Annotated in this window: 22 protein-coding genes; 15 read left to right on the top strand and 7 right to left on the bottom strand. The window is 72.5% G+C overall.

Annotated elements, in window-relative coordinates:
- The first annotated feature begins 7 nt into the window (after positions 1-7).
- The 5 genes from FBY22_RS24165 (at position 8) to FBY22_RS24145 (ending at position 4,179) form a co-directional block, all read left to right on the top strand.
- Entirely contained in the window at positions 8-682 is a 675-nt protein-coding gene (locus FBY22_RS24165; RefSeq protein ID WP_142149254.1) for a pyridoxamine 5'-phosphate oxidase family protein, read from the top strand.
- A gap of 129 nt (positions 683-811) precedes the next feature.
- Positions 812-1,258, top strand: a complete 447-nt coding sequence (locus tag FBY22_RS24160; protein ID WP_142149252.1) for a pyridoxamine 5'-phosphate oxidase family protein — start codon at positions 812-814, stop codon at positions 1,256-1,258.
- A gap of 229 nt (positions 1,259-1,487) precedes the next feature.
- Entirely contained in the window at positions 1,488-2,342 is an 855-nt protein-coding gene (locus FBY22_RS24155; protein WP_142149250.1) for a universal stress protein, read from the top strand.
- 162 nt (positions 2,343-2,504) lie between these two features.
- Complete coding sequence (locus FBY22_RS24150) at positions 2,505-3,125, top strand: DoxX family membrane protein (RefSeq protein ID WP_142149248.1); 621 nt, start codon at positions 2,505-2,507, stop codon at positions 3,123-3,125.
- Between the two features lie 178 nt (positions 3,126-3,303).
- Complete coding sequence (locus FBY22_RS24145) at positions 3,304-4,179, top strand: universal stress protein (RefSeq protein WP_142149246.1); 876 nt, start codon at positions 3,304-3,306, stop codon at positions 4,177-4,179.
- Positions 4,180-4,207: 28 nt separating this feature from the next.
- On the opposite strand, the gene FBY22_RS24140 is transcribed toward FBY22_RS24145, so the two are convergent.
- The 3 genes from FBY22_RS24140 to FBY22_RS24130 form a co-directional block, all read right to left on the bottom strand.
- Positions 4,208-4,660 (bottom strand): pyridoxamine 5'-phosphate oxidase family protein, encoded by a 453-nt coding sequence (locus FBY22_RS24140; RefSeq protein WP_142149244.1) that lies wholly within the window; start codon positions 4,658-4,660, stop codon positions 4,208-4,210.
- A 184-nt stretch (positions 4,661-4,844) separates the two neighbouring features.
- Positions 4,845-5,447 (bottom strand): CBS domain-containing protein, encoded by a 603-nt coding sequence (locus FBY22_RS24135; protein ID WP_260845094.1) that lies wholly within the window; start codon positions 5,445-5,447, stop codon positions 4,845-4,847.
- A gap of 77 nt (positions 5,448-5,524) precedes the next feature.
- Entirely contained in the window at positions 5,525-5,923 is a 399-nt protein-coding gene (locus FBY22_RS24130) for an HPF/RaiA family ribosome-associated protein (protein ID WP_142149242.1), read from the bottom strand.
- Between the two features lie 292 nt (positions 5,924-6,215).
- Between FBY22_RS24130 and FBY22_RS24125 the strand changes: the two genes are divergently transcribed.
- The 10 genes from FBY22_RS24125 to FBY22_RS24080 all read left to right on the top strand — a co-directional run bounded on the left by FBY22_RS24125 (position 6,216) and on the right by FBY22_RS24080 (position 17,323).
- Positions 6,216-6,908: a response regulator transcription factor gene (locus tag FBY22_RS24125; RefSeq protein ID WP_142149240.1), complete on the top strand. Its 693-nt coding sequence runs from the start codon at positions 6,216-6,218 to the stop codon at positions 6,906-6,908.
- 123 nt (positions 6,909-7,031) lie between these two features.
- The gene (gap, locus tag FBY22_RS24120; RefSeq protein WP_142149238.1) at positions 7,032-8,060 is read left to right on the top strand and encodes a type I glyceraldehyde-3-phosphate dehydrogenase; all 1,029 of its coding nucleotides are present in this window, start codon (positions 7,032-7,034) and stop codon (positions 8,058-8,060) included.
- Positions 8,061-8,214: 154 nt separating this feature from the next.
- Positions 8,215-9,909 carry a GAF domain-containing sensor histidine kinase gene (locus FBY22_RS24115; RefSeq protein ID WP_399212535.1) on the top strand — a complete coding sequence of 565 codons (1,695 nt, stop codon included), beginning with the start codon at positions 8,215-8,217 and terminating at the stop codon, positions 9,907-9,909.
- Positions 9,910-10,170: 261 nt separating this feature from the next.
- Entirely contained in the window at positions 10,171-11,451 is a 1,281-nt protein-coding gene (locus FBY22_RS24110) for a GAF domain-containing protein (protein WP_142149234.1), read from the top strand.
- Positions 11,452-11,495: 44 nt separating this feature from the next.
- A complete protein-coding gene (locus FBY22_RS24105; protein WP_142149232.1) occupies positions 11,496-13,016 on the top strand; it encodes an aldehyde dehydrogenase family protein in 1,521 nt (506 codons plus the stop codon).
- Positions 13,017-13,031: 15 nt separating this feature from the next.
- Positions 13,032-13,364 carry a DUF779 domain-containing protein gene (locus tag FBY22_RS24100; protein WP_260845093.1) on the top strand — a complete coding sequence of 111 codons (333 nt, stop codon included), beginning with the start codon at positions 13,032-13,034 and terminating at the stop codon, positions 13,362-13,364.
- Positions 13,365-13,410: 46 nt separating this feature from the next.
- Positions 13,411-14,424 carry a zinc-dependent alcohol dehydrogenase gene (locus FBY22_RS24095; RefSeq protein ID WP_142149230.1) on the top strand — a complete coding sequence of 338 codons (1,014 nt, stop codon included), beginning with the start codon at positions 13,411-13,413 and terminating at the stop codon, positions 14,422-14,424.
- Positions 14,425-14,466: 42 nt separating this feature from the next.
- Entirely contained in the window at positions 14,467-15,600 is a 1,134-nt protein-coding gene (locus tag FBY22_RS24090; RefSeq protein ID WP_142149228.1) for an NAD(P) transhydrogenase subunit alpha, read from the top strand.
- Positions 15,597-15,902 carry an NAD(P) transhydrogenase subunit alpha gene (locus FBY22_RS24085; RefSeq protein ID WP_142149226.1) on the top strand — a complete coding sequence of 102 codons (306 nt, stop codon included), beginning with the start codon at positions 15,597-15,599 and terminating at the stop codon, positions 15,900-15,902. Before FBY22_RS24090 ends, FBY22_RS24085 begins: the two co-directional genes overlap by 4 nt.
- Positions 15,903-15,907: 5 nt before the next feature.
- A complete protein-coding gene (locus FBY22_RS24080; protein WP_142152485.1) occupies positions 15,908-17,323 on the top strand; it encodes an NAD(P)(+) transhydrogenase (Re/Si-specific) subunit beta in 1,416 nt (471 codons plus the stop codon).
- Between the two features lie 54 nt (positions 17,324-17,377).
- Here FBY22_RS24080 and FBY22_RS24075 read toward each other — a convergent pair whose 3' ends face one another.
- From FBY22_RS24075 to FBY22_RS24060, 4 genes are read right to left on the bottom strand one after another with little or no spacing between them, the layout of a single operon-like run.
- Positions 17,378-19,015 carry an NAD(P)-binding protein gene (locus tag FBY22_RS24075; protein ID WP_142149224.1) on the bottom strand — a complete coding sequence of 546 codons (1,638 nt, stop codon included), beginning with the start codon at positions 19,013-19,015 and terminating at the stop codon, positions 17,378-17,380.
- Positions 19,012-20,025, bottom strand: a complete 1,014-nt coding sequence (locus FBY22_RS24070; RefSeq protein ID WP_142149222.1) for a thiamine pyrophosphate-dependent enzyme — start codon at positions 20,023-20,025, stop codon at positions 19,012-19,014. The genes FBY22_RS24075 and FBY22_RS24070 overlap by 4 nt, the downstream gene beginning before the upstream one ends.
- Entirely contained in the window at positions 20,022-21,263 is a 1,242-nt protein-coding gene (gene porA, locus FBY22_RS24065) for a pyruvate ferredoxin oxidoreductase (protein ID WP_142149221.1), read from the bottom strand. The genes FBY22_RS24070 and porA overlap by 4 nt, the downstream gene beginning before the upstream one ends.
- Positions 21,247-21,837 carry a 2-oxoacid:acceptor oxidoreductase family protein gene (locus FBY22_RS24060; RefSeq protein WP_142149219.1) on the bottom strand — a complete coding sequence of 197 codons (591 nt, stop codon included), beginning with the start codon at positions 21,835-21,837 and terminating at the stop codon, positions 21,247-21,249. Before FBY22_RS24060 ends, porA begins: the two co-directional genes overlap by 17 nt.
- Positions 21,838-21,966 lie beyond the last annotated feature (129 nt).

The raw sequence follows: 21,966 nt of genomic DNA, 5'->3' as shown, positions 1-21,966 counted from the left end.
ACGGGCCATGACCGCACCGATCCCGTCGAACGCGCACGAGACCACGGCCCCGGGCGATCTCGGGCGCCGACTCGCCCGGCGACGTGAAGACCTCGGCCTCACCCGTGAGGAGACGGCCGCCCGCGCGGGCATGGCCGTCGGCTACCTCCAGTACCTGGAGGAGCAGCCGACCGCCGCTCCCGGCACCAGCACGCTGCTCAGGCTCGCCGGGGCGCTGCGCACCACCCTGACCGAACTGACCGGCGGAGAGGTGGAGGTGCCGCCCGGTCCCACGCGGGCGGCCCGCCACGCCGAGCTGACCGAACTCACCCCGCAGCAGTGCCGCGCCCTGATGGCGACCCACGGCGTCGGACGCATCGCGGTGCCCACCGTCGAAGGACCTCTCGTCGTCCCCGTCAACTACAGCGTGGTGGACGGCGCCATCGTCTTCCGCACGGCCCCCGGCACCCTGCCGGCCCAGGCCGCCGGCTGCCGCGTGGCGTTCGAGGTGGACCGCATCGACGAGGTGTTCAGCCAGGGCTGGAGCGTGCTGGTACGCGGGCTGGCGCGGATCGTGACCGACCCCGCGGCGGTACGCCGGCTGACCGAGCAGGCACGCGGCGAACCCTGGGCCGGCGGGCGGCGGGACACCTGGGTCCGCATAGAACCGCTCGCGTTCACCGGACGCCGGATCACCGCCTGAAAGGTCCCTTGGCCCGACCTGTTCGGGACCGATGGCCCTTAGCCCGCGGTCCCGCCGCGCCAACCATGGAGAGACACACCCCGACCGCCCTGTCCGGGCGGCAGACGACGGGCCGAAAGCGACTGGCTGATGTATCCCAATGACGGATTCCGCGAACTCGAACGGCAGGAGTGCCTGCGTCTGCTGGCGAAGGCGCCCGTCGGCCGTATCGTGCACACGCGTCAGGCCCTGCCCGCGGTGCTCCCGGTCAACTTCTCCCTGGACACCGACGGTGCGGTGCTGCTGCGCACCTCGGCCACCTCGGAACTGGTCCGCGCGATCGACGGCGCGGTGGTGGCCTTCGAGGCCGACGAGGTCGACGCCGAGGCACACGCCGGCTGGAGCGTCGTGGTCACCGGCCACGCGGCGATGGTCACCGACCCGGCCGAGCAGGAGCGCCTGGTCCGCACCGGACCCCGCTCCTGGGCGCCCTCCCCGAGGGAGGTCTTCGTGCGCATCGAGCCCGAGCTGGTGACCGGACGCGAACTGATCGCCGGGCGCAGCCTGTACGGGGTCGATCTGCAGGCCCCCCGCTGAGCGAACGGCACGGCCCCTCGCCTCAAGGACCGCACGGCCCTACGGCAAGGGGCCGTCCGGCATCCCCGCCGGGTTCGCGCGGTCCCTGCCCCCGGCGCCCGCACGGCACGACCATCTAGGTGATGGCCGTAGCGGGATCCCCGCGAGCCGCACGGCGGCGTACGCGCCCCGGTCCCGGCGGCTCCTTCCCGCCGCACGGGAAGAGCACGGCACAGAAGGGAAACGGGACATGACTCTCCAGCACGTCGTCGTCGGAGTCGACGGCACACTGGCCGCCGTACGCGCCCTGGACCGGGCCGCGGACGAGGCCGCACGACGCGACGCCGAACTGCGCGTCGTCTACGCCGTGCCCGACCGGGACGAGGCCGCGCCGATACTGGCGTCCGCCGTGGCCCGTGTCCACGCCCGGCGCCCCGGCCTGCGGGTGACGACCGAGGTCGTCCAGGGCAACGCCGTACGGGCGTTGACCGACGCGAGCGAGGGCGCCGCCCTCACGGTCGTCGGCACCCGCGGGTTCGGCGGGGTCACCGGCACCCTGTTCGGCTCGGTGAGCCTGCGGCTGGCCGCCCAGGTGCACGGCCCGCTGATGGTGGTGCGCGGGGACCACCCCGTCGACCACACCCCCGCGCCGTTCGACGCCGGCCGACACGTTCTGCTCGGCCTGCAGGGCGACGGCGACGCCGACGTGGCCGCCTACGCCTTCGAGGAGGCCGAGCGGCGCGGGGTGTGGCTGCACGTGCTGCACTCCTTCAACCACCGGCACGTCGCCCCCGAACTGCCCTCGCTGATCCCCGCGACCAGCCCCGGCCAGCAGCGCCTGGCCCAGCACGACCGGGCGGAGGAGGCCGTACCGCGCTTCAGCCTCGCCCGGCTGCAGGAACGGCACCCCCGGGTGGGCGTCGACGCCCGCACGGTCCGCGGCGGGCCGGCCCACGCACTGCTGGAGGCCACCGCGGACGCGTCCGTCGTGGTGATCGGCACGCACCGCCGCACGGGCCGTGTCGGCCCGCACCTGGGCACGGTCGCGCACACCCTGCTGCACCACTCCCACTGCCCCGTCGTGCTGGTGCCGACCGAGGCGTGACGGCCCCCGCCGCCGGGATCCGAGTGGTCCCGGCGGCGGGGACGTTCGGACCGGCGGCCGGGCCCTGCAGCCCATGCGACGGCCGTCGCGAGGGCGGGATATTTGAAAACGTGACGAGGGCTTGAAAAGCCCCCGTGAGACTCCTTCGAGGGGATGAAGATCATGGCAGTGCACGACCACCCGCAGCGTCACCAGGGATTCCACTTCCCGTCCCTGCGCCGGACCGGAACGGCCCCCCGCACCACGGACACCACGGCGGCGGCGGCCGTGACCGGCGCGCACGTCCTCGCCGGGCTGCGCCTGCTGACCGGGTTCGTCTTCCTGTGGGCGTTCCTCGACAAGACGTTCGGCTTCGGCTACGCGACCCCGTCCGGCAAGGGCTGGATCGACGGCGGTTCGCCCACCAAGGGCTTCCTGAGTTCGGTGGCGGCCGGGCCGATGGAGTCGACGTTCCACGACTGGGCCGGGGCCGGCTGGGCCGACTGGCTGTTCATGCTCGGTCTGCTGGGCATCGGCCTCGCGCTGATCTCGGGCGTGGCGCTGCGCCTCGCGGCCGTCGCGGGCACGCTGATGATGGCTCTGATGTGGATGGCCGAATGGCCGCCGGCCAAGCACCTCTCGGACGGCTCGCCGAGCATGTCGACCAACCCGTTCGTCGACTACCACGTCATCTACGCCGTCGTGATGATCGCCCTGGCGGTCGTGGGCGCCGGCGCCACCTGGGGCCTGGGCAGGCTGTGGGCGCGGCTGCCCTTCGTCAGCCGTAACCGCTGGCTGCTCTGACCGCCCGGTGCACACCGGGGCAGGGGCGCCGCCGCTGAGGGGATCCGATTCCCGCAGCGGCGGCGCCCTTTCGCGTGCGGCAGGGCGGGACCCATCGGTACCGGACAGGGACTTGTGGACCTACCCGCCGCGGGCCGCCGCCGACGAGAGTGGTCCTGACAACAAGGAGGCTGCACACATGTCCCGAACCCTCACCGTCGGCCTGGACGGCTCGCCCGAAAGCCTCGCGGCCGCCGAATGGGCCGCCCGGGAAGCCCTGTTGTGGCCGGCCGCGCTGCGCGCCGTGTACGCCGGGGACCAACAGCCCTCCGCCTACCGGCCGTTCGCCGGCGAGGCCGTGGCGGCGCCCGGCGAGGACCGGGCCGAGCGCATGCTGCGGGAGGTCCGCGCCTCGCTGACCCACCGTCACCCGGGCCTGGACGTCACCGCGGCACGGCTCGACGGCCGCCCCGCCGCGGCCCTGCTGGAGACGGCCCGCGAGGCCGACCTGCTGGTGCTCGGCTCCCGCGGACTGGGCCGCGCCGCCGGCCATCTGCTCGGCTCCGTCGCCGCGGCCGTACTGGACCGGGCGGAACAGCCCGTGGTGCTCGTGCGCGCCGCCGACGACACCTCGGACGAGCAGCCGGCGCGGGACCACGCGGGCGCCGTGGACGGGGACGTGGTGCTCGGCCTGGAACTGCACGACCACGCCGACGACACCCTCCTCGCCTTCGCCTTCGACGCCGCCTCGCGCCGCGGGGCGGCCCTCAGGATCGTCCACGGCTGGCGGCTCCCGGCCTACCCCGACGTGCTGTCCGCCGGCACGGACGAGCGGGAGGTCCTGGACACGCTGCTGCGGCCGTGGCGGGAGAAGTTCCCCACGGTCGAGGTGACCCGCGAGGCCGTCGTCGGAGGGGCGGGGCCGCATCTCGTGGACGCCTCGCGGAACGCGGCCCTGGTCGTCGTCGGGCGCCGCAACCGCCGTACGGCGGCCGTCGGTTCACCGATCGGGCCCGTGACGCAGGAAGTGGTCCGGCACGCGGTGGCCCCGGTGGCGGTCGTACCGCACGACTGACCGCGGGCCGCGCCCCCGCCGCGCCGGCTCAGGCGTCGGTGGGGGCCAGCCGGATCCCGGTCACCAGATCGGGGCGGATGCGCACCGCGTAGTCCATGGCACGGCCGACCCAGGGACGCAGCAGCTCCTGGTAGCGGGCCAGCTGCTGGGGGTCGGTGACCAGATGGGCATAGCCCGTCACCACCACGCTCCAGCCCAGATGCGTGTCCGGGTCGATGACGTCGGCCTCGTAGGCGACGACCACGCCCTGCCCGTCGGCCTGCCGGGTGCGGGAGGTCATGGCCGCGCGCTCGTGGGTGCGGATGACGATGTCGCCGTCGTCGAGGACGTGGTTGACGGGGCGGACCGTCGGCAGCGCGTGCTGCGTGAAGACGATCCGGCCGTACGAGACGCTGCCCAGGAGCCGCAGGGCCTCCGCACTGTCGAGCGCGATGCTCTGGCGGGGTCCTGTGGGAACCGGCTGGGCTTGGTCCAGGGCCATGGGCGGTTTCCGTAGGTTCTCGTGGTTCGCTCGGTGGGTCGTCCGTCGCCGCGTGCCGCGGGCGGCGTCCGATCGGGCCATGGAAACCGGTGCGGGACAGCGCCCGCTAGGGCCGTTCGGGCCCTGTCCCGCACCCGGTGGACCCTTCACACCGGTTCGGGCGGTCGGGCCTGCCGCGCGGGCCTCAGCCCTCGCGCGTTCCGGCGTCGCCGTCCCCGTAGGCGAGGCCGTTGACGACGCCGACGACCCCCTCGATCTTCCACGCCGAGCGCACGGCCGGCGCTATCTCGCTGCTCCGGGGCACCCGGCCGGTCAGCGTGACCATGCCGTCCCGGACGGTGACGTCGACGGACTCGGGCGGCAGGCCCAGCACGCCGACCACGATGCCGTCGACGACCTCGCGGCGGATCGTGTCGTCGGTGCGCGCGAAGACCCGCAGCAGGTCGCGCCGCGTGGCGATGCCGATCAGCCGGTCCTCCTCGTCGACCACGGGCAGCCGCTCGATGCCGTGCCGCTCCATCACCCGGGCGGCGTCCGAGACGGCCTGCTCGGGGTGGACGGTGACCGCGGGTGTCGACATCAGGTCCCCGGCGGTGAGGGTGCCGGTCGCGGCGCGCGCCAGATCGGTGCCCGAGACCACGCCGAGGACCTTGTCGTCGTGGTCGACGACCGGCAGCCCGCTGATGCGGTGCCGGTCCAGCAGCCCCACCAGCTCCTGGAAGGGCGTTGTGCGGTGGGCGAGCACGACCTCACTGGTCATCACCTCGCCGATGATGTGCGGTTCCACGGCGCCTTCTTCCTGGTTCCGGCGGGTGGCGGGCAGGGTGCCCTGCCCGCCACGGACGTCCTGGGGCGTGTGTCGTCCTAGCCCTGTCGCTCCTGGCCCGGGCCGCCCCGCCACGGCGGTGGGGTGGCCGTGCGCCGGGTGGTCTCCCAGCGGTCGGCGAGCCGGTCCAGCCGGGTGCGCAGGCGGTCCTGCAGCCGGTCGGCGAGTTCATGGGCGCTCGCCTCGCTCGCGTGGACGACGAGCAGCTCGCCGCCCACCCGGATCTCGGCGCCGGCGGACCAGGGCTGTTCGACATGGTGGGCGGCCGCCTTGGCGACCCGCACCTCTCCGTCGACTGCGGGCAGGCCCGGCCGCTCGAGCGCCGCGGCCACCTTGGTCCGGACGTAGGCCAGAGCCGCCTCGTCCACATCGCCCTCGGCCCGTACCCGCACGGCGAAGGCAGTGGCGGCCTCGGTGCCGGTGTCCCTGGGAGTCATGTGCTCCACCCCTTTGATCGTCTGTGAGCAGTTACAGACTCCCTCCGGGGTCCGCTCCACCCCAGGGGCCGCCCGGCCCCCGGACCCGGGCCGGGGGTCCTCGCCGTGGCCGAGGTGCACGGACGGTGGTCCCGGGTACTCGCGCGGTACGGGGAAGGGGCGGGAATCAGGGCCGACCGGCCCTGGCCATCGGACCCTTGGGCGAGAAGGATCTCGTGATGGAACCGGTTCCGCGCCCATCTGCGCGGGAGGCGGTACGGCGGAACACGACAGACACGGCGAGGAGCATCTGATGGCGGACAGCCGGCGGCCGGGACCCGACGAACCGATTCGGGTCTTCCTGCTGGACGACCACGAGGTGGTACGACGCGGGGTGCACGACCTGCTCAACGACGAGCCGGACATCTCCGTGGTCGGCGAGGCGGCCACCGCCGAACAGGCCCTGGTCCGCGTCCCCGCGCTCCGACCCCACGTGGCGGTCCTCGACGTGCGCCTGCCCGACGGCGACGGCGTCAGCGTCTGCCGCGAACTGCGCTCGCGCATGCCCGAGTTGAGCTGCCTGATGCTGACCTCGTTCGACGACGAGGAGGCCCTCCTCGACTCGATCATGGCGGGCGCCTCCGGATACGTGCTCAAGCAGATCCAGGGCTCCGACCTGGTGTCGGCCGTGCGCACCGTCGCCTCGGGGCAGTCCCTGCTCGACCCCAGCGCCACCACCCGGCTCATGGCGCGGCTGCGCCACGACCAGCGCCAGGAGGAGGAACCGGACGCGCTGCCCGGGCTGACCGACCGCGAGCGGGAGATCCTCGCGCTGATCGGGGAGGGACTGACCAACCGGCAGATCGGCCAGCGGCTCTTCCTGGCCGAGAAGACGGTGAAGAACCACATCTCCCGCCTGCTGGCCAAGCTGGGCGTGGAGCGGCGCATCCAGGCCGCCGTCATCGCCACCCAGGCCCAGGACCGGCTGCGCCAGCAGGGCCACTGATCCGGCCCAGCGGGGTCCGATCGGCCCTCGGCCGCCCCCGTACGGCCCATGCCGGACCCGGCCCGCCTCCCGCAGGCTTGCAGTGCAGCCCGGACACCACCGGGCACCCGAGGAGGGACGGACATGAACGTGCGTGTGGGCATCAACGGCTTCGGCCGCATCGGCCGCAACTACCTGCGCTTGGTGCTGGAGCGCGCCGCAGCCGGCAACGGCACGGGCATCGAGGTCGTCGGCATCAACGACATCACCTCGCCGGCCACGCTGGCCCACCTGCTGGCCTTCGACTCCACGTACGGCCGCATCGGCCGCACCGTCGAGCACGACGACACCTCGATCACCGTCGACGGACACCGCATCGCGGTCACCGCCGAGCGTGACCCGGCCGCGCTGGCCTGGGGCGAGATGGGCGTGGACGTCGTCATCGAGTCCACCGGCCGCTTCCGCACCCGCGAGACGGCCGGGGCACACCTGAGGGCGGGAGCGCGCAAGGTGCTGCTGTCCGTACCGGGCAAGGACGTCGACGCGACCGTGGTGATGGGTGTCAACGAGGGGACGTACGACCCCGAGAACCACCACGTGATCTCGAACGCCTCCTGCACCACCAACTGCGTGGCCCCCATGGTCAAGGTCCTCGACGAGCACTTCGGCGTCGTCAAGGGCCTGATGACGACCATCCACGGCTACACCAACGACCAGGTGGTCCTCGACGGCCCGCACAAGGACCTGCGCCGCGGCCGCAGCGCCGCCGTCAACATCATCCCCACCTCGACCGGCGCCGCCCGCGCCGTCGGCCTGGTCCTGCCGGAGCTGGCCGGGACCCTGGACGGCATCGCCGTCCGCGTGCCCGTCGAGGACGGCTCGCTGACCGACCTGAGCATCGTCCTGGACCGGGCGGTGAGCGCCGAGGAGATCAACGCCGCCTACCGGGAGGCCGCCGACGGACCGCTCAAGGGTGTCCTCAGGGTCTCCGACGCACCGATCGTCTCCCGCGACATCGTGGGCGACCCGGCCTCCTGCGTCCTGGACGCCCCGCTCACCCAGGCACACGGCGAACTCGTCAAGGTCTTCGGCTGGTACGACAACGAATGGGGCTACACCAACCGGCTGCTGGACCTCACCGAGCACGTGATCGCCCGGCTGCCCAGGAGCTGACCGGCCCGGAGCGGCCCCTCCCACGTCAGATCCCGTATCGTCCCCTCGTCAAGACCGTTACCGTGGCACATGAGGCCGAGGCCGGTCGGCGACACGGCACAGGGGATGTGGAGGAACACGGGTGGGACGCTCCGAGGAGCCCGCGGAGGCTCGCATGCGGCTGCCCCAGCTCAGGCTCGACGAGCTGCTGGAGGAGCTGCAGGCGCGGCTGGACGCGGCTCGCGGTACCCGCGACCGGGTGCACAGCCTGCTGGAGGCGGTGCTCTCGGTCGGCCGGGAGCTGGAGCTGGAGCAGGTGCTGCGCAGCATCGTGGAGGCCGCGGCGCTGCTGGTCGACGCCGAGTACGCCGCACTGGGCGTCATCGGCCCGGACGGCAAGCGGCTGTCGGCCTTCCACACCGTGGGCGTCGGCCCGGAGGAGATCGCCAGAATCGGTCCCTACCCCGAGGGGCACGGCATCCTCGGGGAGCTGATCCGGCATCCCGAGCCGCTGCGGCTGGCGAAGCTCTCCGAGCACCCCGCCTCCTACGGCTTCCCCGCCCACCACCCCCCGATGAACTCCTTCCTGGGCGTGCCCATCCGGGTGCGCGAGCAGGTCTTCGGCAACCTGTACCTGACCGAGAAGCGCGGCGGGGCACAGTTCGACGAGGAGGACGAGTCGGTCCTGTCGACGCTGGCCGTGGCGGCCGGCGTCGCGATCGACAACGCCCGTCTGTACGAGGAGTCCCGGCTGCGCGAGCGGTGGCTGCAGGCCAACGCCGAGATCACGCACAGCCTGATGTCGGGCGGTCCGAGCAGCGAGGTCCTCGGACTGATCGCCCAGCGGGCCGGCGAGATCACCGACTCCGCCCTGGCGGCGGTCGCCCTGCCCATGGAGGACACCGACTCCCTCGCCGTGGAGATCGCCTTCGGCCTGGACGCCGACGCCCACCGCGGGCTCGTGCTGCCCATGGACCGCAGCCTGATGGGGCTGGCCTTCTCCGGCGCCGCCCCCGTCACCAGCTCCGACGCCGCGCACGACCAGCGGATCTCCCTGGAGCCGCCGCGCTTCGAAGGACTCGGCCCCGCCGTGGCCGTCCCCATCGGCACGGGCGAGGAGGGGCCGCGCGGCGTCGTCCTGCTGGCCCGCAAGGACGGGCGGCCGGTGTACTCGACCACGGAGATCGAACCCCTGCAGTCCTTTGCCGCACAGGCCGCCATCGCGATGGAGCTCGCCGAACGCCGCCGGGACGCGGAGGAGATCGCGGTGCTCAAGGACCGCGACCGGATCGCCCGTGACCTGCACGACCTGGCCATCCAGCGGCTGTTCGCCACCGGTATGACGCTGCAGAGCGCCGGCCGCTTCATCGAGCACGAGGAGGCCGCCGAGCGCGTGGTCCGCGCGGTCGACGACCTGGACGAGACCATCAAGATCATCAGGTCGACCATCTTCGGGCTCCGGGCCCGCGACGGCGGGGCGGGCACCGGACTGCGCGCCCGCGTCGTCCGGGCGGTGGGCGAGGCCACCCCGGTCCTCGGCTTCGCACCCAGCGTGCGGATGGAGGGCCTGGTCGACACGGACGTACCGCAGGAGACCGCCGACCATGTGATAGCCGTGCTCTCCGAGGCGCTGACCAACATCGCCCGGCACTCCGGCGCGCACCGCGCGGACGTGGCCCTGGAGACCGACGGCCGCGAGGTGCGGCTGACCGTGGCCGACAACGGCAGGGGCATCCCCTCCGGCGGCCGCCGCAGCGGACTGCGCAACATGGCCGAACGTGCCGAACAGCTCGGCGGCTCCCTGCGGGTGGACTGCCCCGAGGGCGGCGGCACGACGCTGGTGTGGCTGGTGCCGGTGGGGGAGCGCTGAGCCGGGCCTGAGGCGGCGCCTCCGAGAGTGTCCGCCCAAGTGGGGCCCAGCGGCCGCCCGGCATGACCGGGTGGCCCCTCCCCATGACTCCTGCGCCGGCCCAGGCTGAGAGGCGGAACGCGAAGGGACAGCCCGTCGCGGCCATGTGTCCGGACGGGGTCCGAGCGGCCCTGCCCCGGGGCCCTTCGGCCTCTGCAGGCCGCGCGGCGCACGCCCGAGGCTGGGGTGACCCGACCGGGAGGAAGCCATGCGGGAGGTGCCATGGACGCTTCCACCGCCGCCTCGCTCTCCGCGTCGCGCACCGCGCACGAGCGGTTCATCGCCTCCCCCGGCACGGCACCGGGAGCCCGTGGCCTGGTGGCCGAGTCCTGGCGGCGGTGCGCGCAGTGCGCGGTACGCCCCGACGGCAGCCGGCTGCCGCCGCTGCTGAGGACCACGCAGGAACTGCGCACCTACCGCACCGCCCACCCGCTCGCCGCCGCGCTGCCCATGCTCCGCGAGGTACTGGGCACCGGAGCCGCCGACGACGGGCACGTGTTCGCCGTCGGCGACGCCGACGGAACCCTGCTGTGGGTCGAGGGCGACACCAACGCCGTCGGACGCGCCGAACGCATGCACTTCGCGGAGGGCGCCGGCTGGTCCGAGCGGCAGGCCGGCACCAACGCCCCCGGAACCGCGCTGGAGTTGGGGCGCGCCGTGCAGATCGTGACCGGCGAGCACTACAGCGCCGCCGTGCACGGCTGGTCCTGCGCCGCCGCGCCCGTCCGTGATCCGCGCACCGGCCGCGTCGTGGGCGTCGTCGACCTGTCCGGCGGGCCGACCATCGCCACCCCGCCGGCCCTCGCGGCGGTGCGGGCAGCAGCGCTGGCCGCCGAGGCCGAGCTGGCCCGCCTGCGAACGCCCCAGGGGGACCCGATGCGCCTGTACGCGCTGGGCCGGGACAGTGTCCTGCTGGAGGGCGCCGGACGGACGCACCGGCTCAGCCCCCGGCACAGCGAGATCGTCCTCGCGCTCGCCCTCGCCGGCCACGGTGCGACCGGAGAGCGGCTCGCGGTGGACCTGTCGGAGCGTGAGGTGCCCGCCTCCACCCTGCGGGCCGAACTGACGCGGCTGCGCGCCGTGCTGGGCCCCGAACTGCTCGGCTCACGGCCGTACGCCCTGCTGCGCCCCGTGCGCACCGACTTCGGCGACGTGGCGGAACTCCTCGCCGAGGGCCGGGTGGCCGAGGCCCTCGCCCACTACGCGGGTCCGTTGCTGCCCCGCTCCGACGCACCGGTGATCGTGGAGCAACGCCGCTGCCTGGAACAGCAGTTGCGTGGCGCCGTCCTGGCCAGCCGGGACGCCGGGCTGCTGCGCCGCTGGGTCGACGCCGGCTGGGGCGGAGACGACGCCCCCGCCTGGTCGGCGCTCGCCCACACCCTGCCGGGCGGCTCCCCGCAGCGCGCGGCGGCTGCCGCCAGGGCTCGCGCCCTCGGCCTGGAGAACGGTGTGATCCCGCGGCCCGGACGGCATGCAGCGGTATTGCAGCGTCCCCGTTTCTAGCGTGTCGAGCATCAGCGGATCGTCGTCATCGAAAGGGGACGGTCATGAAGTACGAGTCTCCGGGCAGGCCCGGCAGCCCGGTCGACGTGGCGCCACGCTACGAGAACTTCATCGGAGGCAAGTGGCAGGCGCCCACCACCGATCAGTACTCGGCCAACCTGTGCCCGGCCACCGCCAAGCCCATCTGTGAGATCCCGCGCTCGGGGGCCGCCGACATCGAACTCGCCCTCGACGCCGCCCACGCCGCCCAGGGCAAGTGGGGCGAGGCCTCCACCGCCGAGCGGGCCGCGGTGCTGAACAAGGTCGCCGACGCCATCGACGCCCACCGCGAGGAACTCGCGGTCGCCGAGAGCTGGGACAACGGCAAGCCGGTCCGCGAGACCCTGGCCGCCGACATCCCCCTCGCCGCCGACCACTTCCGCTACTTCGCGGCCGCGATCCGCGCCGAGGAGAGCGAGATCACCGAGATCGACAAGAACCTGATCGCCTACCACTTCCACGAGCCGCTGGGCGTGGTCGGCCAGATCATCCCGTTCAACTTCCCGCTGCTGATGGCCGCGTGGAAGCTCGCCCCGGCGCTCGCCGCAGGCAACGCCACCGTCATCAAGCCGGCCTCGCCCACCCCGTGGTCGATCCTGAAGCTGATGGAGGTCGTCGGTGACCTGCTCCCGGCGGGCGTCCTCAACGTCGTCAACGGCCCCGGCGCCGAGATCGGCAAGGCCCTCGCGACCAGCAAGCGCATCGCCAAGGTCGCCTTCACCGGCGAGACCGTCACCGGCCGCCTGATCATGCAGTACGCGGCGGAGAACATCATCCCCGTCACCCTGGAGCTCGGCGGCAAGTCGCCGAACATCTTCTTCAACGACGTGGCCGCCCACGACGACGACTTCCTCAACAAGGCCGTCGAGGGACTCGTCCTGTACGCGTTCAACAAGGGCGAGGTCTGCACCTGCCCCTCCCGCGCGCTCATCCAGGAGGACATCTACGAGGAGTTCATGGCACGTTGCCTGGAGCGCATCCGCGCCATCAAGCAGGGCGACCCGCTCGACACCGACACCATGATGGGACCCCAGGTCTCCAAGCAGCAGATCGAGAAGATCGCGTCGTACGTCGAGATCGGCCTGAAGGAGGGCGCCGAGCTCCTGGTCGGCGGCCACCGGCCCTCCATGGGCGGCGAGTTCGAGAACGGCTACTTCTTCGAACCGACCGTCCTCAAGGGCCACAACAGGATGCGGGTCTTCCAGGAGGAGATCTTCGGACCCGTCCTCGCGGTCACCACGTTCAAGGACGAGGCCGAGGCCCTGGAGATCGCCAACGACACGCTGTACGGCCTGGGCGCCGGCGTGTGGAGCCGCGACACCTCCCGCACCTACCGGATGGGCCGCGCGATCAAGGCCGGCCGCGTCTGGACCAACTGCTACCACCAGTACCCCGCGGGTGCCGCGTTCGGTGGCTACAAGATCTCCGGCATCGGCCGCGAGACCCACAAGATGATGCTCGAGCACTACAGCCAGACCAAGAACCTCCTGGTCAGCTACGACGACAAACCGCTCGGGCTGTTCTAGGAGGAGTACGGCGACATGTCCGAGAAGGCGGAGAACGGCACCGCCGGGCGCGTCACCGCCACACCGGCGGCGCGCGGGGCGATCGCGGCCCTGTGCGCCGCCCAGGGCGGGCCGGTGATGTTCGTCCAGTCGGGCGGCTGCTGCGACGGCAGCGACCCCATGTGCTTCGAGGGCGGCGAATTCGCCCTGGGAGCGGGCGACCTGCTCGTCGGCGAGATCGACGGCTGCACCTTCCACGTGGACGCCGACCAGTACGAGCGCTCGGCCGCCCCTCCTTCGTCCTGGACGTCGAAGAGGGCACACCGGGCGGATTCTCCCTCGCAGCCGGGGACGGGCTGCACTTCGTGACCCGGGCCGAGGCGCCCGGCGAACCGACCAGTTGAGGAGCAGATCGATGAAGGCAGCAGTCGTCACCGACTTCGGCAAGCCCCTGGAGATCCAGGACCTGCCCGTCCCCGAGCCCGGCCCCGGCCAGGTACTCGTGAAGATGGAGGCCTCCGGCCTCTGCCACACCGACATTCACGCGGCGCACGGCGACTGGCCGGTCAAGCCCCGGCCGCCGTTCATCCCCGGCCACGAGGGCATCGGACCCGTCACGGCCGTCGGCGCCGGCGTCCCGGCCGACCTCGTCGGCAAGCGGGTCGCCGTGCCGTGGCTCGGCTCGTCGTGCGGCACCTGCCGCTACTGCGTCTCCGGCTGGGAGACTCTGTGCGAGTCCCAGGTCAACTCCGGCTACAGCGTGGACGGTTGCTACGCCGAGTACGCCGTCGCCGACGCGAGCGGGATCGTGCACGTGCCCGACGGGGTCAGCTCCCTCGACGCGGCACCCCTGACCTGCGCCGGCGTCACTACGTACAAGGCGATCAAGGTCGCCCGCGTCGTCCCCGCCGAGCGGGTCGCCGTCTTCGGCGTCGGCGGCCTCGGCCACCTCGCCCTGCAGTACGCGCGTCTCGTCGGCGGCCTGGTCACCGCCGTCGACCTGGAACCCGACAAGCTCGGCCTGGCCCACCGGCTCGGCGCCGACGAGATCGTCAACGCCCGCACCCACGACCCGGTCGAGGAGATCAAGAAGGCCGGCGGCGCGGACGTCGCCGTCGTGCTCGCCGCTGCCCCCAAGGCCTTCGAGCAGGCGTTCAGGTCGCTCAACCGCGGGGGACGCCTGGTCATGGTCGCGCTGCCCGCCGACAACGCCGCGATCAATGTGCCCATCTTCGAGACCGTCCTCGGCGGCATCTCCGTCATAGGCTCGATAGTGGGCACGCGCCAGGACCTGGCCGAGGTCTTCGCCCTGCACGCCGCCGGCCGCACCCAGGTCATCGCCGAGACCCGGCGCCTGGACCAGGTCAACGACTCCTTCGACGAGGTCCTCGGCGGACGGGCCGAAGCCCGGCTCGTCTTCGAGTTCTGAGGCCCGGGAGACCCCCGCGGCCCAGGAGAGAGGCAGCAGATCATGCCAAACGTCACCGTAGGTGCCGTACGGGAGCGGGCGCCCGGCGAACGCCGTGTCGCCCTGGTCCCCGAGGCGGTCACCCTGCTCACCCGGGCCGGCATCGACGTCCTGGTCGAGACCGGGGCCGGCTCAGGCGCCTGGTTCACCGACGCCGACTACACCGAGGCGGGCGCCGGCGTCGTACCGGCGGACGAGCTGTACACGCGTGCGGACGCCGTGCTGTGCGTGGGCCCGCCGGACGCCGAGACCGCACGCTCGCTGCGCGCCGGACAGACCCTGATCGGCCTGCTCGAACCACTGCGCCACCCGGCGCTCGTGCGGGAACTGGCCGAGCGCGGAGCGCGCACGGTGAGCCTCGATCTGCTGCCGCGCACCCTCAGCCGCGCCCAGTCCATGGACGCGCTGACCTCCCAGGCCAATGTCGCCGGCTACAAGGCGGCCGTCCTCGCGGCCGACTCCTACGACCGGTTCTTCCCGATGCTGACCACCGCGGCGGGCACCATGCGCCCGGCGCAGGTCCTGGTCCTCGGCGCCGGGGTGGCCGGGCTGCAGGCGATCGCCACCGCCCGCCGCCTCGGCGCCGTCGTCACGGCGTACGACGTACGCCCCGAGTCGAGAGGGGAGGTGGAGTCGCTGGGCGCCCGGTTCCTGGACATCCAGAGCCAGGCACCAGGGGAACCGGGCGCCGGACAGGGCGGCTACGCACGGGAGCTGACCGAGGAGGAGCAGCGGGCCCAGCGCGCGGCACTGGACGCGCACATCGCCCGCACCGACATCGTCATCACCACCGCCCAGGTGCCCGGCCGCAAGCCGCCGCTGCTGGTCACCGCCGCCGCCGTGCGGGGCATGAAACCCGGCTCGGTCGTCGTCGACCTCGCCGCGAGCGACCTCGGCGGCAACGTCGAGGGATCCGAGCCCGACAAGACTGACGTCCTCGACAACGGCGTCACCGTCATCGGCGCCGGCCGGCTGCCGTCCGCCATGGCGACCGCGGCCTCCACGGCCTACGCCCGCAACCTCGTCGCGCTCCTGCGCCACCTCGTGCGCGACGGCGAACTCGTCCTCGACCCGGCCGACGAGATCACGGCCGCGCTCCTGGGCGAAGCGTCACCGAAGGGAGGCGCGACATCGTGAACGAACTCGATCTCCTCACCGCGATCACCGTCTTCGTGCTGAGCGTCCTGGTCGGCGTCGAGGTCATCAGCAAGGTCCCCGCGACCCTGCACACCCCGCTGATGTCCGGCTCGAACTCCGTGCACGGCATCGTCGTCATCGGCGCCATGCTGATCGCCGCCGAGTCGCACACCTGGCTCGGCTACGTCCTGGCCTTCGTGGCCATGGTGTTCGGCGCGATGAACGTCGTCGGCGGATACGTCGTCACCGATCGGATGCTGGAGATGTTCCGGGCCAGGCCGAGTGAGAAGAAGGACGTGTGAGCGCCATGGACACCGTCTCCAACGCCGTCCACTACGTCTTCCTCGGCACCGCGGCCTGCTTCGTGCTCGGCCTGCACCTGATGAACCATCCGCGCACCGCCCGCCGCGGCAACGCGATCTCCGCCGGTGCCATGGCCGTCGCGATCGCCGCCACCGTGTGGCTGGTGATCCACGAGGACACGATCACCACGACCGGCTGGCTGGTGCTCGTCTCCGGCGGCCTGATCGGCGCCGCGCTCGGCCTGTACGCCGCGCGCGAGGTCAAGATGACCGCCATGCCCCAACTGGTCAGCCTGTTCAACGCAGTCGGCGGCGGGGCCGCCGCCCTCATCGCCGTCAACGACCTGCTCCAGGCCGACCACCCGGCCGCCCTCGGCGCCCGCGTCTCCCTGCCGGGCGCCCTGGACATCGTGATCGGCGCGGTCACCTTCTCCGGATCGCTCATCGCGGCCGGCAAGCTCCAGGGCGTCGTCTCCGGCGCGCCGGTCGTCTTCCCGGGAGCACGGCTGCTCAACGTGCTGCTGCCGGCCTCCTTCGTCGCCGGCACCGTCTGGCTGGTGCTGTCGCCCGACTCCCTCGGCGCCCTCTACGGGCTCGTGGCCGTCGCCCTGCTGTTCGGCGTGACGATGGTGCTGCCCATCGGCGGCGCGGACATGCCGGTCGTCATCGCCCTGCTGAACGCCTTCACCGGATCCGCGGTCGCGATGGCCGGCTTCGTCCTGAACGAGACCGCGCTGATCATCGCGGGCATGCTGGTCAGCTCCTCCGGTGGCATCCTCACCAAGCTGATGGCCGACGCCATGAACCGGTCCATCGCCAACATCGTGGTCGGCGGCTTCGGCACCGGTGACAGCGCCCCGGCGGCCGTCGCCGGAGGCGCCCCCGCCCAGGTGCGGCCGGTCTCCGCCGACGACGTCGCGATCCAGCTCGCCTACGCGAGCAAGGTCATCTTCGTCCCGGGCTACGGCCTGGCCGCCGCCCAGGCCCAGCACGAACTCGGCGACCTCGCCAAGCTGCTCAGCGACAACGGCGTGGACGTCAGCTACGCCGTCCACCCGGTCGCGGGCCGCATGCCCGGGCACATGAACGTGCTGCTGGCCGAGGCCAACGTCCCCTACACCCAGCTGAAGGAGATGGACGACGTCAACCCCGAGTTCCCGCAGGCCGACGTCGCGCTCGTCATCGGCGCCAACGACGTCACCAACCCGATCGCCCGCAAGCCCGGCAACGCGATCTCGGGCATGCCGATCCTGGACGTCGACAAGGCCAAGAGCGTCGTGGTCATCAAGCGCTCGATGGGCCACGGATACGCGGGCATCGACAACGAGCTCTACACCGACCCCAAGACCGGGATGTTCTTCACCGACGCGAAGAAGGGCCTGAGCGAACTGAAGTCGGCGGTCGGCGAGTTCGTCGGCTGAACCGCACAGCACGGCGCCCCCGCGGTGACCCGCGGGGGCGCTTCGACAGGGGTGTCATGCGCCGGAGCCCTCCTCCGGCACCATCTCGATGGCCCCGCACGGACATTCGGCCGCACACAGCCCGCAGCCCTTGCAGTAGTCCAGGTCGATTTCGAAGCCCTTGCCCGGGCCCAGCTTCCTGATGGCGTTGTCCGGGCAGACGCCGTAGCAGTTGTCGCACTCGAAGCAGTTCCCGCAGGACATGCAGCGCCGGGCCTCGAACAGCGCGGTGGACTCGTCGAGTCCCTGCACCACCTCGTCGAACGTCGACACCCGGCGGGCCAGTTCGAGGCGTGGCCGCACCGACGCGGGGGCGTCGGAGTAGTACCAGGTGTTGAGCAGGTCGAACTCGGCCGGAGCGTGCTTGGCGCCCGGGTCGTAGGTGGTGCCCCGCAGATACGCGTCGATGTGCCGCGCCGCCTTCTTCCCGTGCCCAACGGCCACCGTCACGGTGCGTTCCGCGGGCACCATGTCGCCGCCCGCGAAAATCCCCTGATGGCCCGTCATGAGACCGTCGGCGACCCGCACCATGCCGTGGTCCACGGCCAGCTCCGGCACGTCCCGCAGCAGGGACAGGTCCGAGTCCTGGCCCAGCGCCAGCACCACGCTGTCCGCCTCAAGCTCCTCGAACTCCCCGGTGGGCTGCGGGAATCCGGTCTCGTCGAGCTCCATCCGCTCGATGGTCAGCCGGTCCTCGCCCGCGTGCTTGATGGTGGAGAGCCACTTGATGCGCACGCCCTCCTCCAGCGCCTCCTGGACCTCGACGTCGTGCGCGGGCATCCGGTCCCGGGTGCGCCGGTAGACCACCACGGCGTCGGTGGCGCCCAGCCGGCGGGCGGTGCGGGCGGCGTCCATGGCGGTGTTGCCGCCGCCGTAGACGGCGACCCTGCGGCCCAGCAGCGGCGGGCCGGCGCCCTCCATGCTGCCCAGCAGCGACACCGCGTCGAGAATGCGGGCGCTGTCCCCGGCGGGAATGTAGGCGCGCTTGCCGATCCCCGCGCCCACGGCCAGGAACACGGCGTCGAAGCCGCCGTCCGACTGCGCCGCGAGCACATCGTCGACCTTGGCGCCCAGCTCCAGCGTGACGCCCAGGGCCGTGATCCGGTCGATCTCCGCGTCCAGCACCTCACGCGGCAGCCGGTAGCGCGGGATGCCGTAACGCATCATGCCGCCGGGCCGGTCCTGCGCCTCGCGGACGGTCACCTCGTGGCCGAGCAGCCGCAGATGGTAGGCGGCCGACAGCCCGGCGGGTCCGGAGCCGATCACCAGCACCCGCTTGCCGCTGGTCGCCGGCGGGGCCTCGACGCTCCAGCCGCGCCTGATCGCCTCGTCGCCCAGGAACCGCTCGATGGAGTTGATGCCGACGGCGTTGTCGACCTGGACACGGTTGCAGGCGGTCTCACAGGGGTGGTAGCAGACCCGGCCCATCACGGCGGGCAGCGGGTTGTCCCGCATCAACTGCCGCCACGCGGACTCGTAGTCGCCGCTCTCCGCGTGGAACAGCCACTGCTGGATGTTCTCGCCGGCCGGACAGGCCTGGTTGCACGGCGGCATCCGGTCGACGTACCGGGGACGCTCGGTGCGCCAGGCCCCGGTGCGGTTGGCGAGGCTGGAGCCCACGTCCAGGGTGATCGCGAACGGCTTCTCCTTCACGACGACACCTCCTCCTCCTGCGCCAGCAGCCCGAACCGGGCGATGTTGCGGTCGGCCACCCGTTGCAGACGGGCGATGACATCCGTGCGCGGCTCTGGCGTGAACAGGTGCGCGTACCGCTTCTGCGGCCGCAGGTACTCCTCCACCGGCACGCGCCGCCGGATCGGTGTGACGTCGGTGACCACCCCGCCGGTCGCCTCGAACACCGGGAACAGCCCGGTCTGTTCGGCCAGCCGCGCGATGCGCACTGTGTCGTGGGAGGCCGTGCCCCAGCCCAGCGGACAGGGCACCAGCACGTGCAGATAGCGGGCGCCGCGCATCCCCATCGCCCGGTGCACCTTCGCCTCCAGGTCACGCAGGCCCGCGACGGTGGCCGTGGCGACGTAGGGGATCTCGTGCGCCATCGCGATCAGCGGCAGGCTCTTGCCCTGCCCGAAGGGGGCGCCGGGCTGCTCGCCGACCGCCTGGGTGGTGGCGGTGCGCGCGGTCGCGGGGGTGGCCCCGGACCGCTGCACGCCGGTGTTCATGTACGCCTCGTTGTCGTAGCAGATGTACAGCACGTCGTCGTTGCGCTCGAACATGCCCGACAGGCAGCCCAGGCCGATGTCGACCGTGCCGCCGTCGCCGCCCTGCCCGACCACCCGGACGTCCGTGCGGCCCTTGGCGCGCAGGGCGGCGGCCACTCCGGCCGCGACGGCCGGCGCGTTGCCGAACAGCGAGTGCAGCCACGGCAGTTGCCACGACGTCTCCGGATAGGGTGTGGAGAAGACCTCCAGACAGCCGGTCGCGTTGACGGCGATGACCTTGCCGCCGGCCGCCCGCTGGGCGGCGTCCAGGGCGTAACGGGCGCCGAGCGCCTCGCCGCAGCCCTGGCAGGCCCGGTGACCGCAGGTCAGCGCGTTGGAGCGGCCCGGGTCGGCCTGGTCGGACTGTGCCTCGGGCCCCAGCAGCCGGTTTCCGGCGGCGAAGCTGCCCACCTGGTAGAACTTGACCTGCGGTGCGGCACTCATCGGTTGCTCCCCACATCGCGCAGGATGTTCTCCGCCGACGGACCCGACCGCCTGGTCTTCGCCATCCGCGCGAGCTCCCGCTCCACCAGTTCGGTGTTGAGGTCGAGGAAGGTCAGCTGCTCCAGCCGTCCGGCGACCGCGTCGTCGAACAGGCGGTGCAGGGACTCCTTGGTGATCGGCCGTCCCCCGAGCCCGGCGACCACGGTGTGGCCGGCGAGCTGGATCCCGGAGAGCGCGGTGCGCACGTTCGCCGACACGATCCCGCCGATGCCGACCGCCAACGCCCGCTCCAGCACCACCACTTGACGCGCACCGCCGAGCACCGTGCGCACCGCCTCCAGCGGGAAGGGCCGGAAGGAGGTGATCGCCAGTGCCCCGATCCGCACCCCGCGCTCGCGCATCTCGTCGACGACGTCGCACACGGTGCCGAACACCGACCCCAGCACCACCACGATCGTCTCGGCGTCCTCGCAGGCGTAGGGATGCACCAGGCCGCCCGAGGAACGCCCGAAGGCCTCCCGGAACTCCTCGGCGATGCGCGGGATCGCCTCCAGGGCCTGCATCTGCTTGGCGTGCGCCAGATAGCGCACCTCGGTGAAGGCGTCCGGGCCGACCATCGCGCCGATCGACACCGGCTCGTCGGGGTCCAGCACCTGCCTCGGCTCGTACGGCGGCAGGAACGCGTCGACCTGCGTCTGCTCCGGCACCTCGATCCGCTCCCAGGCGTGGGTGAGCACGAAGCCGTCCATGCACACCATCACCGGCAGCGACAGCTCCTCGGCCAGCCGGAAGGCCTGCGGGTGCAGGTCGGCGGCCTCCTGGTTGTCGCGGGCGTACAGCTGGATCCAGCCGGAGTCGCGCTGGGACATGGTGTCGCTGTGGTCGTTCCAGATGTTGATGGGGGCGCCGATGGCCCGGTTGGCGACCGTCATCACGATGGGCAGGCCGAGACCGGAGGCGTTGTACAGCGCCTCCACCATGTACAGCAGCCCCTGGCTGGCGGTCGCCGTGTAGGTGCGGGCACCGGCCGCGGAGGCGCCGATGCACATAGACATGGCGGCGAACTCCGACTCGACGTTGACGTACTCGCAGGGCTTGAGCGCGCCGGACTTCACCAGGCGGCTGAGCTCCTCGACGATGTGGGTCTGCGGTGAGATGGGGTAGGCGGCGATCACCTCGGGCCGGCAGTACGCCACCGTCTCCGCGACCGCGCGCGAGCCCTCAGTCTGCTTGAGCATGGACGAGCTCCTCACGCTCGGCGCGGACATGGTCGAACGCCTCCCGGGCCGCCGCGGCGTTGGCCGCGCCCAGCTCGCCGGGGAAGCGTTCCTGGATCGCCGCGGTCAGCGAGTCGATGCGTACGCACCCGGTGAGCGCGGCCAGCCCGCCCAGCAGCACGGCGTTGGGCACCGGACGCCCGAAGTGGCGCAGCGCGAGCGCGGTGGCCGGCACGGTCAGCGCGACGGCGTGCGGCACTGTCTCGGCGAGATCGGCGAGGCCCAGCTCCTCGATCGGGCGCGGCGAGTTGATCAGCACGGCGCCCTCCGGCCGGAGGCCCTCGAAGACGTTCACCTGGTGCAGGAGCGTGGCGTCCTGGACGACGAGGGCGTCGGGTCGCATCACGGGTTCGCGCACCCGGATGGGGCGGTCGTCGATACGGCAGAACGCCATGACCGGCGCGCCCGTGCGCTCCGAGCCGAAGCTCGGGAACGCCTGCGCGTGACGGCCCTCCAGAAACGCCGCCACCGACAACAACTCCGCGGCCGTCACGGCACCCTGCCCGCCGCGACCGTGGATGCGTACCTGAAACACGGCACCCTCCTCCCGGAGCCTTGTCTCCAGTCGTACCTCCGCCCCACCCCGACCTCGCAGGGGCCGAAGGTCCCCGAGCGGGGGCCCGAGGGGGTAGCACGTGCGCGGTCCCTGGGCGGCCGGATCATC

It is taken from the genome of Streptomyces sp. SLBN-31 (genome assembly GCF_006715395.1).
GTDB lineage: Bacteria > Actinomycetota > Actinomycetes > Streptomycetales > Streptomycetaceae > Streptomyces.
The sequence above is the reverse complement of the archived record's forward strand: the minus strand, read 5'-3'. Positions and strand labels throughout refer to the sequence as shown.

Coding starts and splice junctions, on each gene's coding strand:
- FBY22_RS24165 (WP_142149254.1), top strand. CDS start 8: ATGACCGCACCGATCCCGTCGAACGCGCACGAGACCACGGCCCCGGGC.
- FBY22_RS24160 (WP_142149252.1), top strand. CDS start 812: ATGTATCCCAATGACGGATTCCGCGAACTCGAACGGCAGGAGTGCCTG.
- FBY22_RS24155 (WP_142149250.1), top strand. CDS start 1,488: ATGACTCTCCAGCACGTCGTCGTCGGAGTCGACGGCACACTGGCCGCC.
- FBY22_RS24150 (WP_142149248.1), top strand. CDS start 2,505: ATGGCAGTGCACGACCACCCGCAGCGTCACCAGGGATTCCACTTCCCG.
- FBY22_RS24145 (WP_142149246.1), top strand. CDS start 3,304: ATGTCCCGAACCCTCACCGTCGGCCTGGACGGCTCGCCCGAAAGCCTC.
- FBY22_RS24140 (WP_142149244.1), bottom strand. CDS start 4,660: ATGGCCCTGGACCAAGCCCAGCCGGTTCCCACAGGACCCCGCCAGAGC.
- FBY22_RS24130 (WP_142149242.1), bottom strand. CDS start 5,923: ATGACTCCCAGGGACACCGGCACCGAGGCCGCCACTGCCTTCGCCGTG.
- FBY22_RS24125 (WP_142149240.1), top strand. CDS start 6,216: ATGGCGGACAGCCGGCGGCCGGGACCCGACGAACCGATTCGGGTCTTC.
- gap (WP_142149238.1), top strand. CDS start 7,032: ATGAACGTGCGTGTGGGCATCAACGGCTTCGGCCGCATCGGCCGCAAC.
- FBY22_RS24115 (WP_399212535.1), top strand. CDS start 8,215: ATGCGGCTGCCCCAGCTCAGGCTCGACGAGCTGCTGGAGGAGCTGCAG.
- FBY22_RS24110 (WP_142149234.1), top strand. CDS start 10,171: ATGGACGCTTCCACCGCCGCCTCGCTCTCCGCGTCGCGCACCGCGCAC.
- FBY22_RS24105 (WP_142149232.1), top strand. CDS start 11,496: ATGAAGTACGAGTCTCCGGGCAGGCCCGGCAGCCCGGTCGACGTGGCG.
- FBY22_RS24100 (WP_260845093.1), top strand. CDS start 13,032: ATGTCCGAGAAGGCGGAGAACGGCACCGCCGGGCGCGTCACCGCCACA.
- FBY22_RS24095 (WP_142149230.1), top strand. CDS start 13,411: ATGAAGGCAGCAGTCGTCACCGACTTCGGCAAGCCCCTGGAGATCCAG.
- FBY22_RS24090 (WP_142149228.1), top strand. CDS start 14,467: ATGCCAAACGTCACCGTAGGTGCCGTACGGGAGCGGGCGCCCGGCGAA.
- FBY22_RS24080 (WP_142152485.1), top strand. CDS start 15,908: ATGGACACCGTCTCCAACGCCGTCCACTACGTCTTCCTCGGCACCGCG.
- FBY22_RS24070 (WP_142149222.1), bottom strand. CDS start 20,025: ATGAGTGCCGCACCGCAGGTCAAGTTCTACCAGGTGGGCAGCTTCGCC.
- porA (WP_142149221.1), bottom strand. CDS start 21,263: ATGCTCAAGCAGACTGAGGGCTCGCGCGCGGTCGCGGAGACGGTGGCG.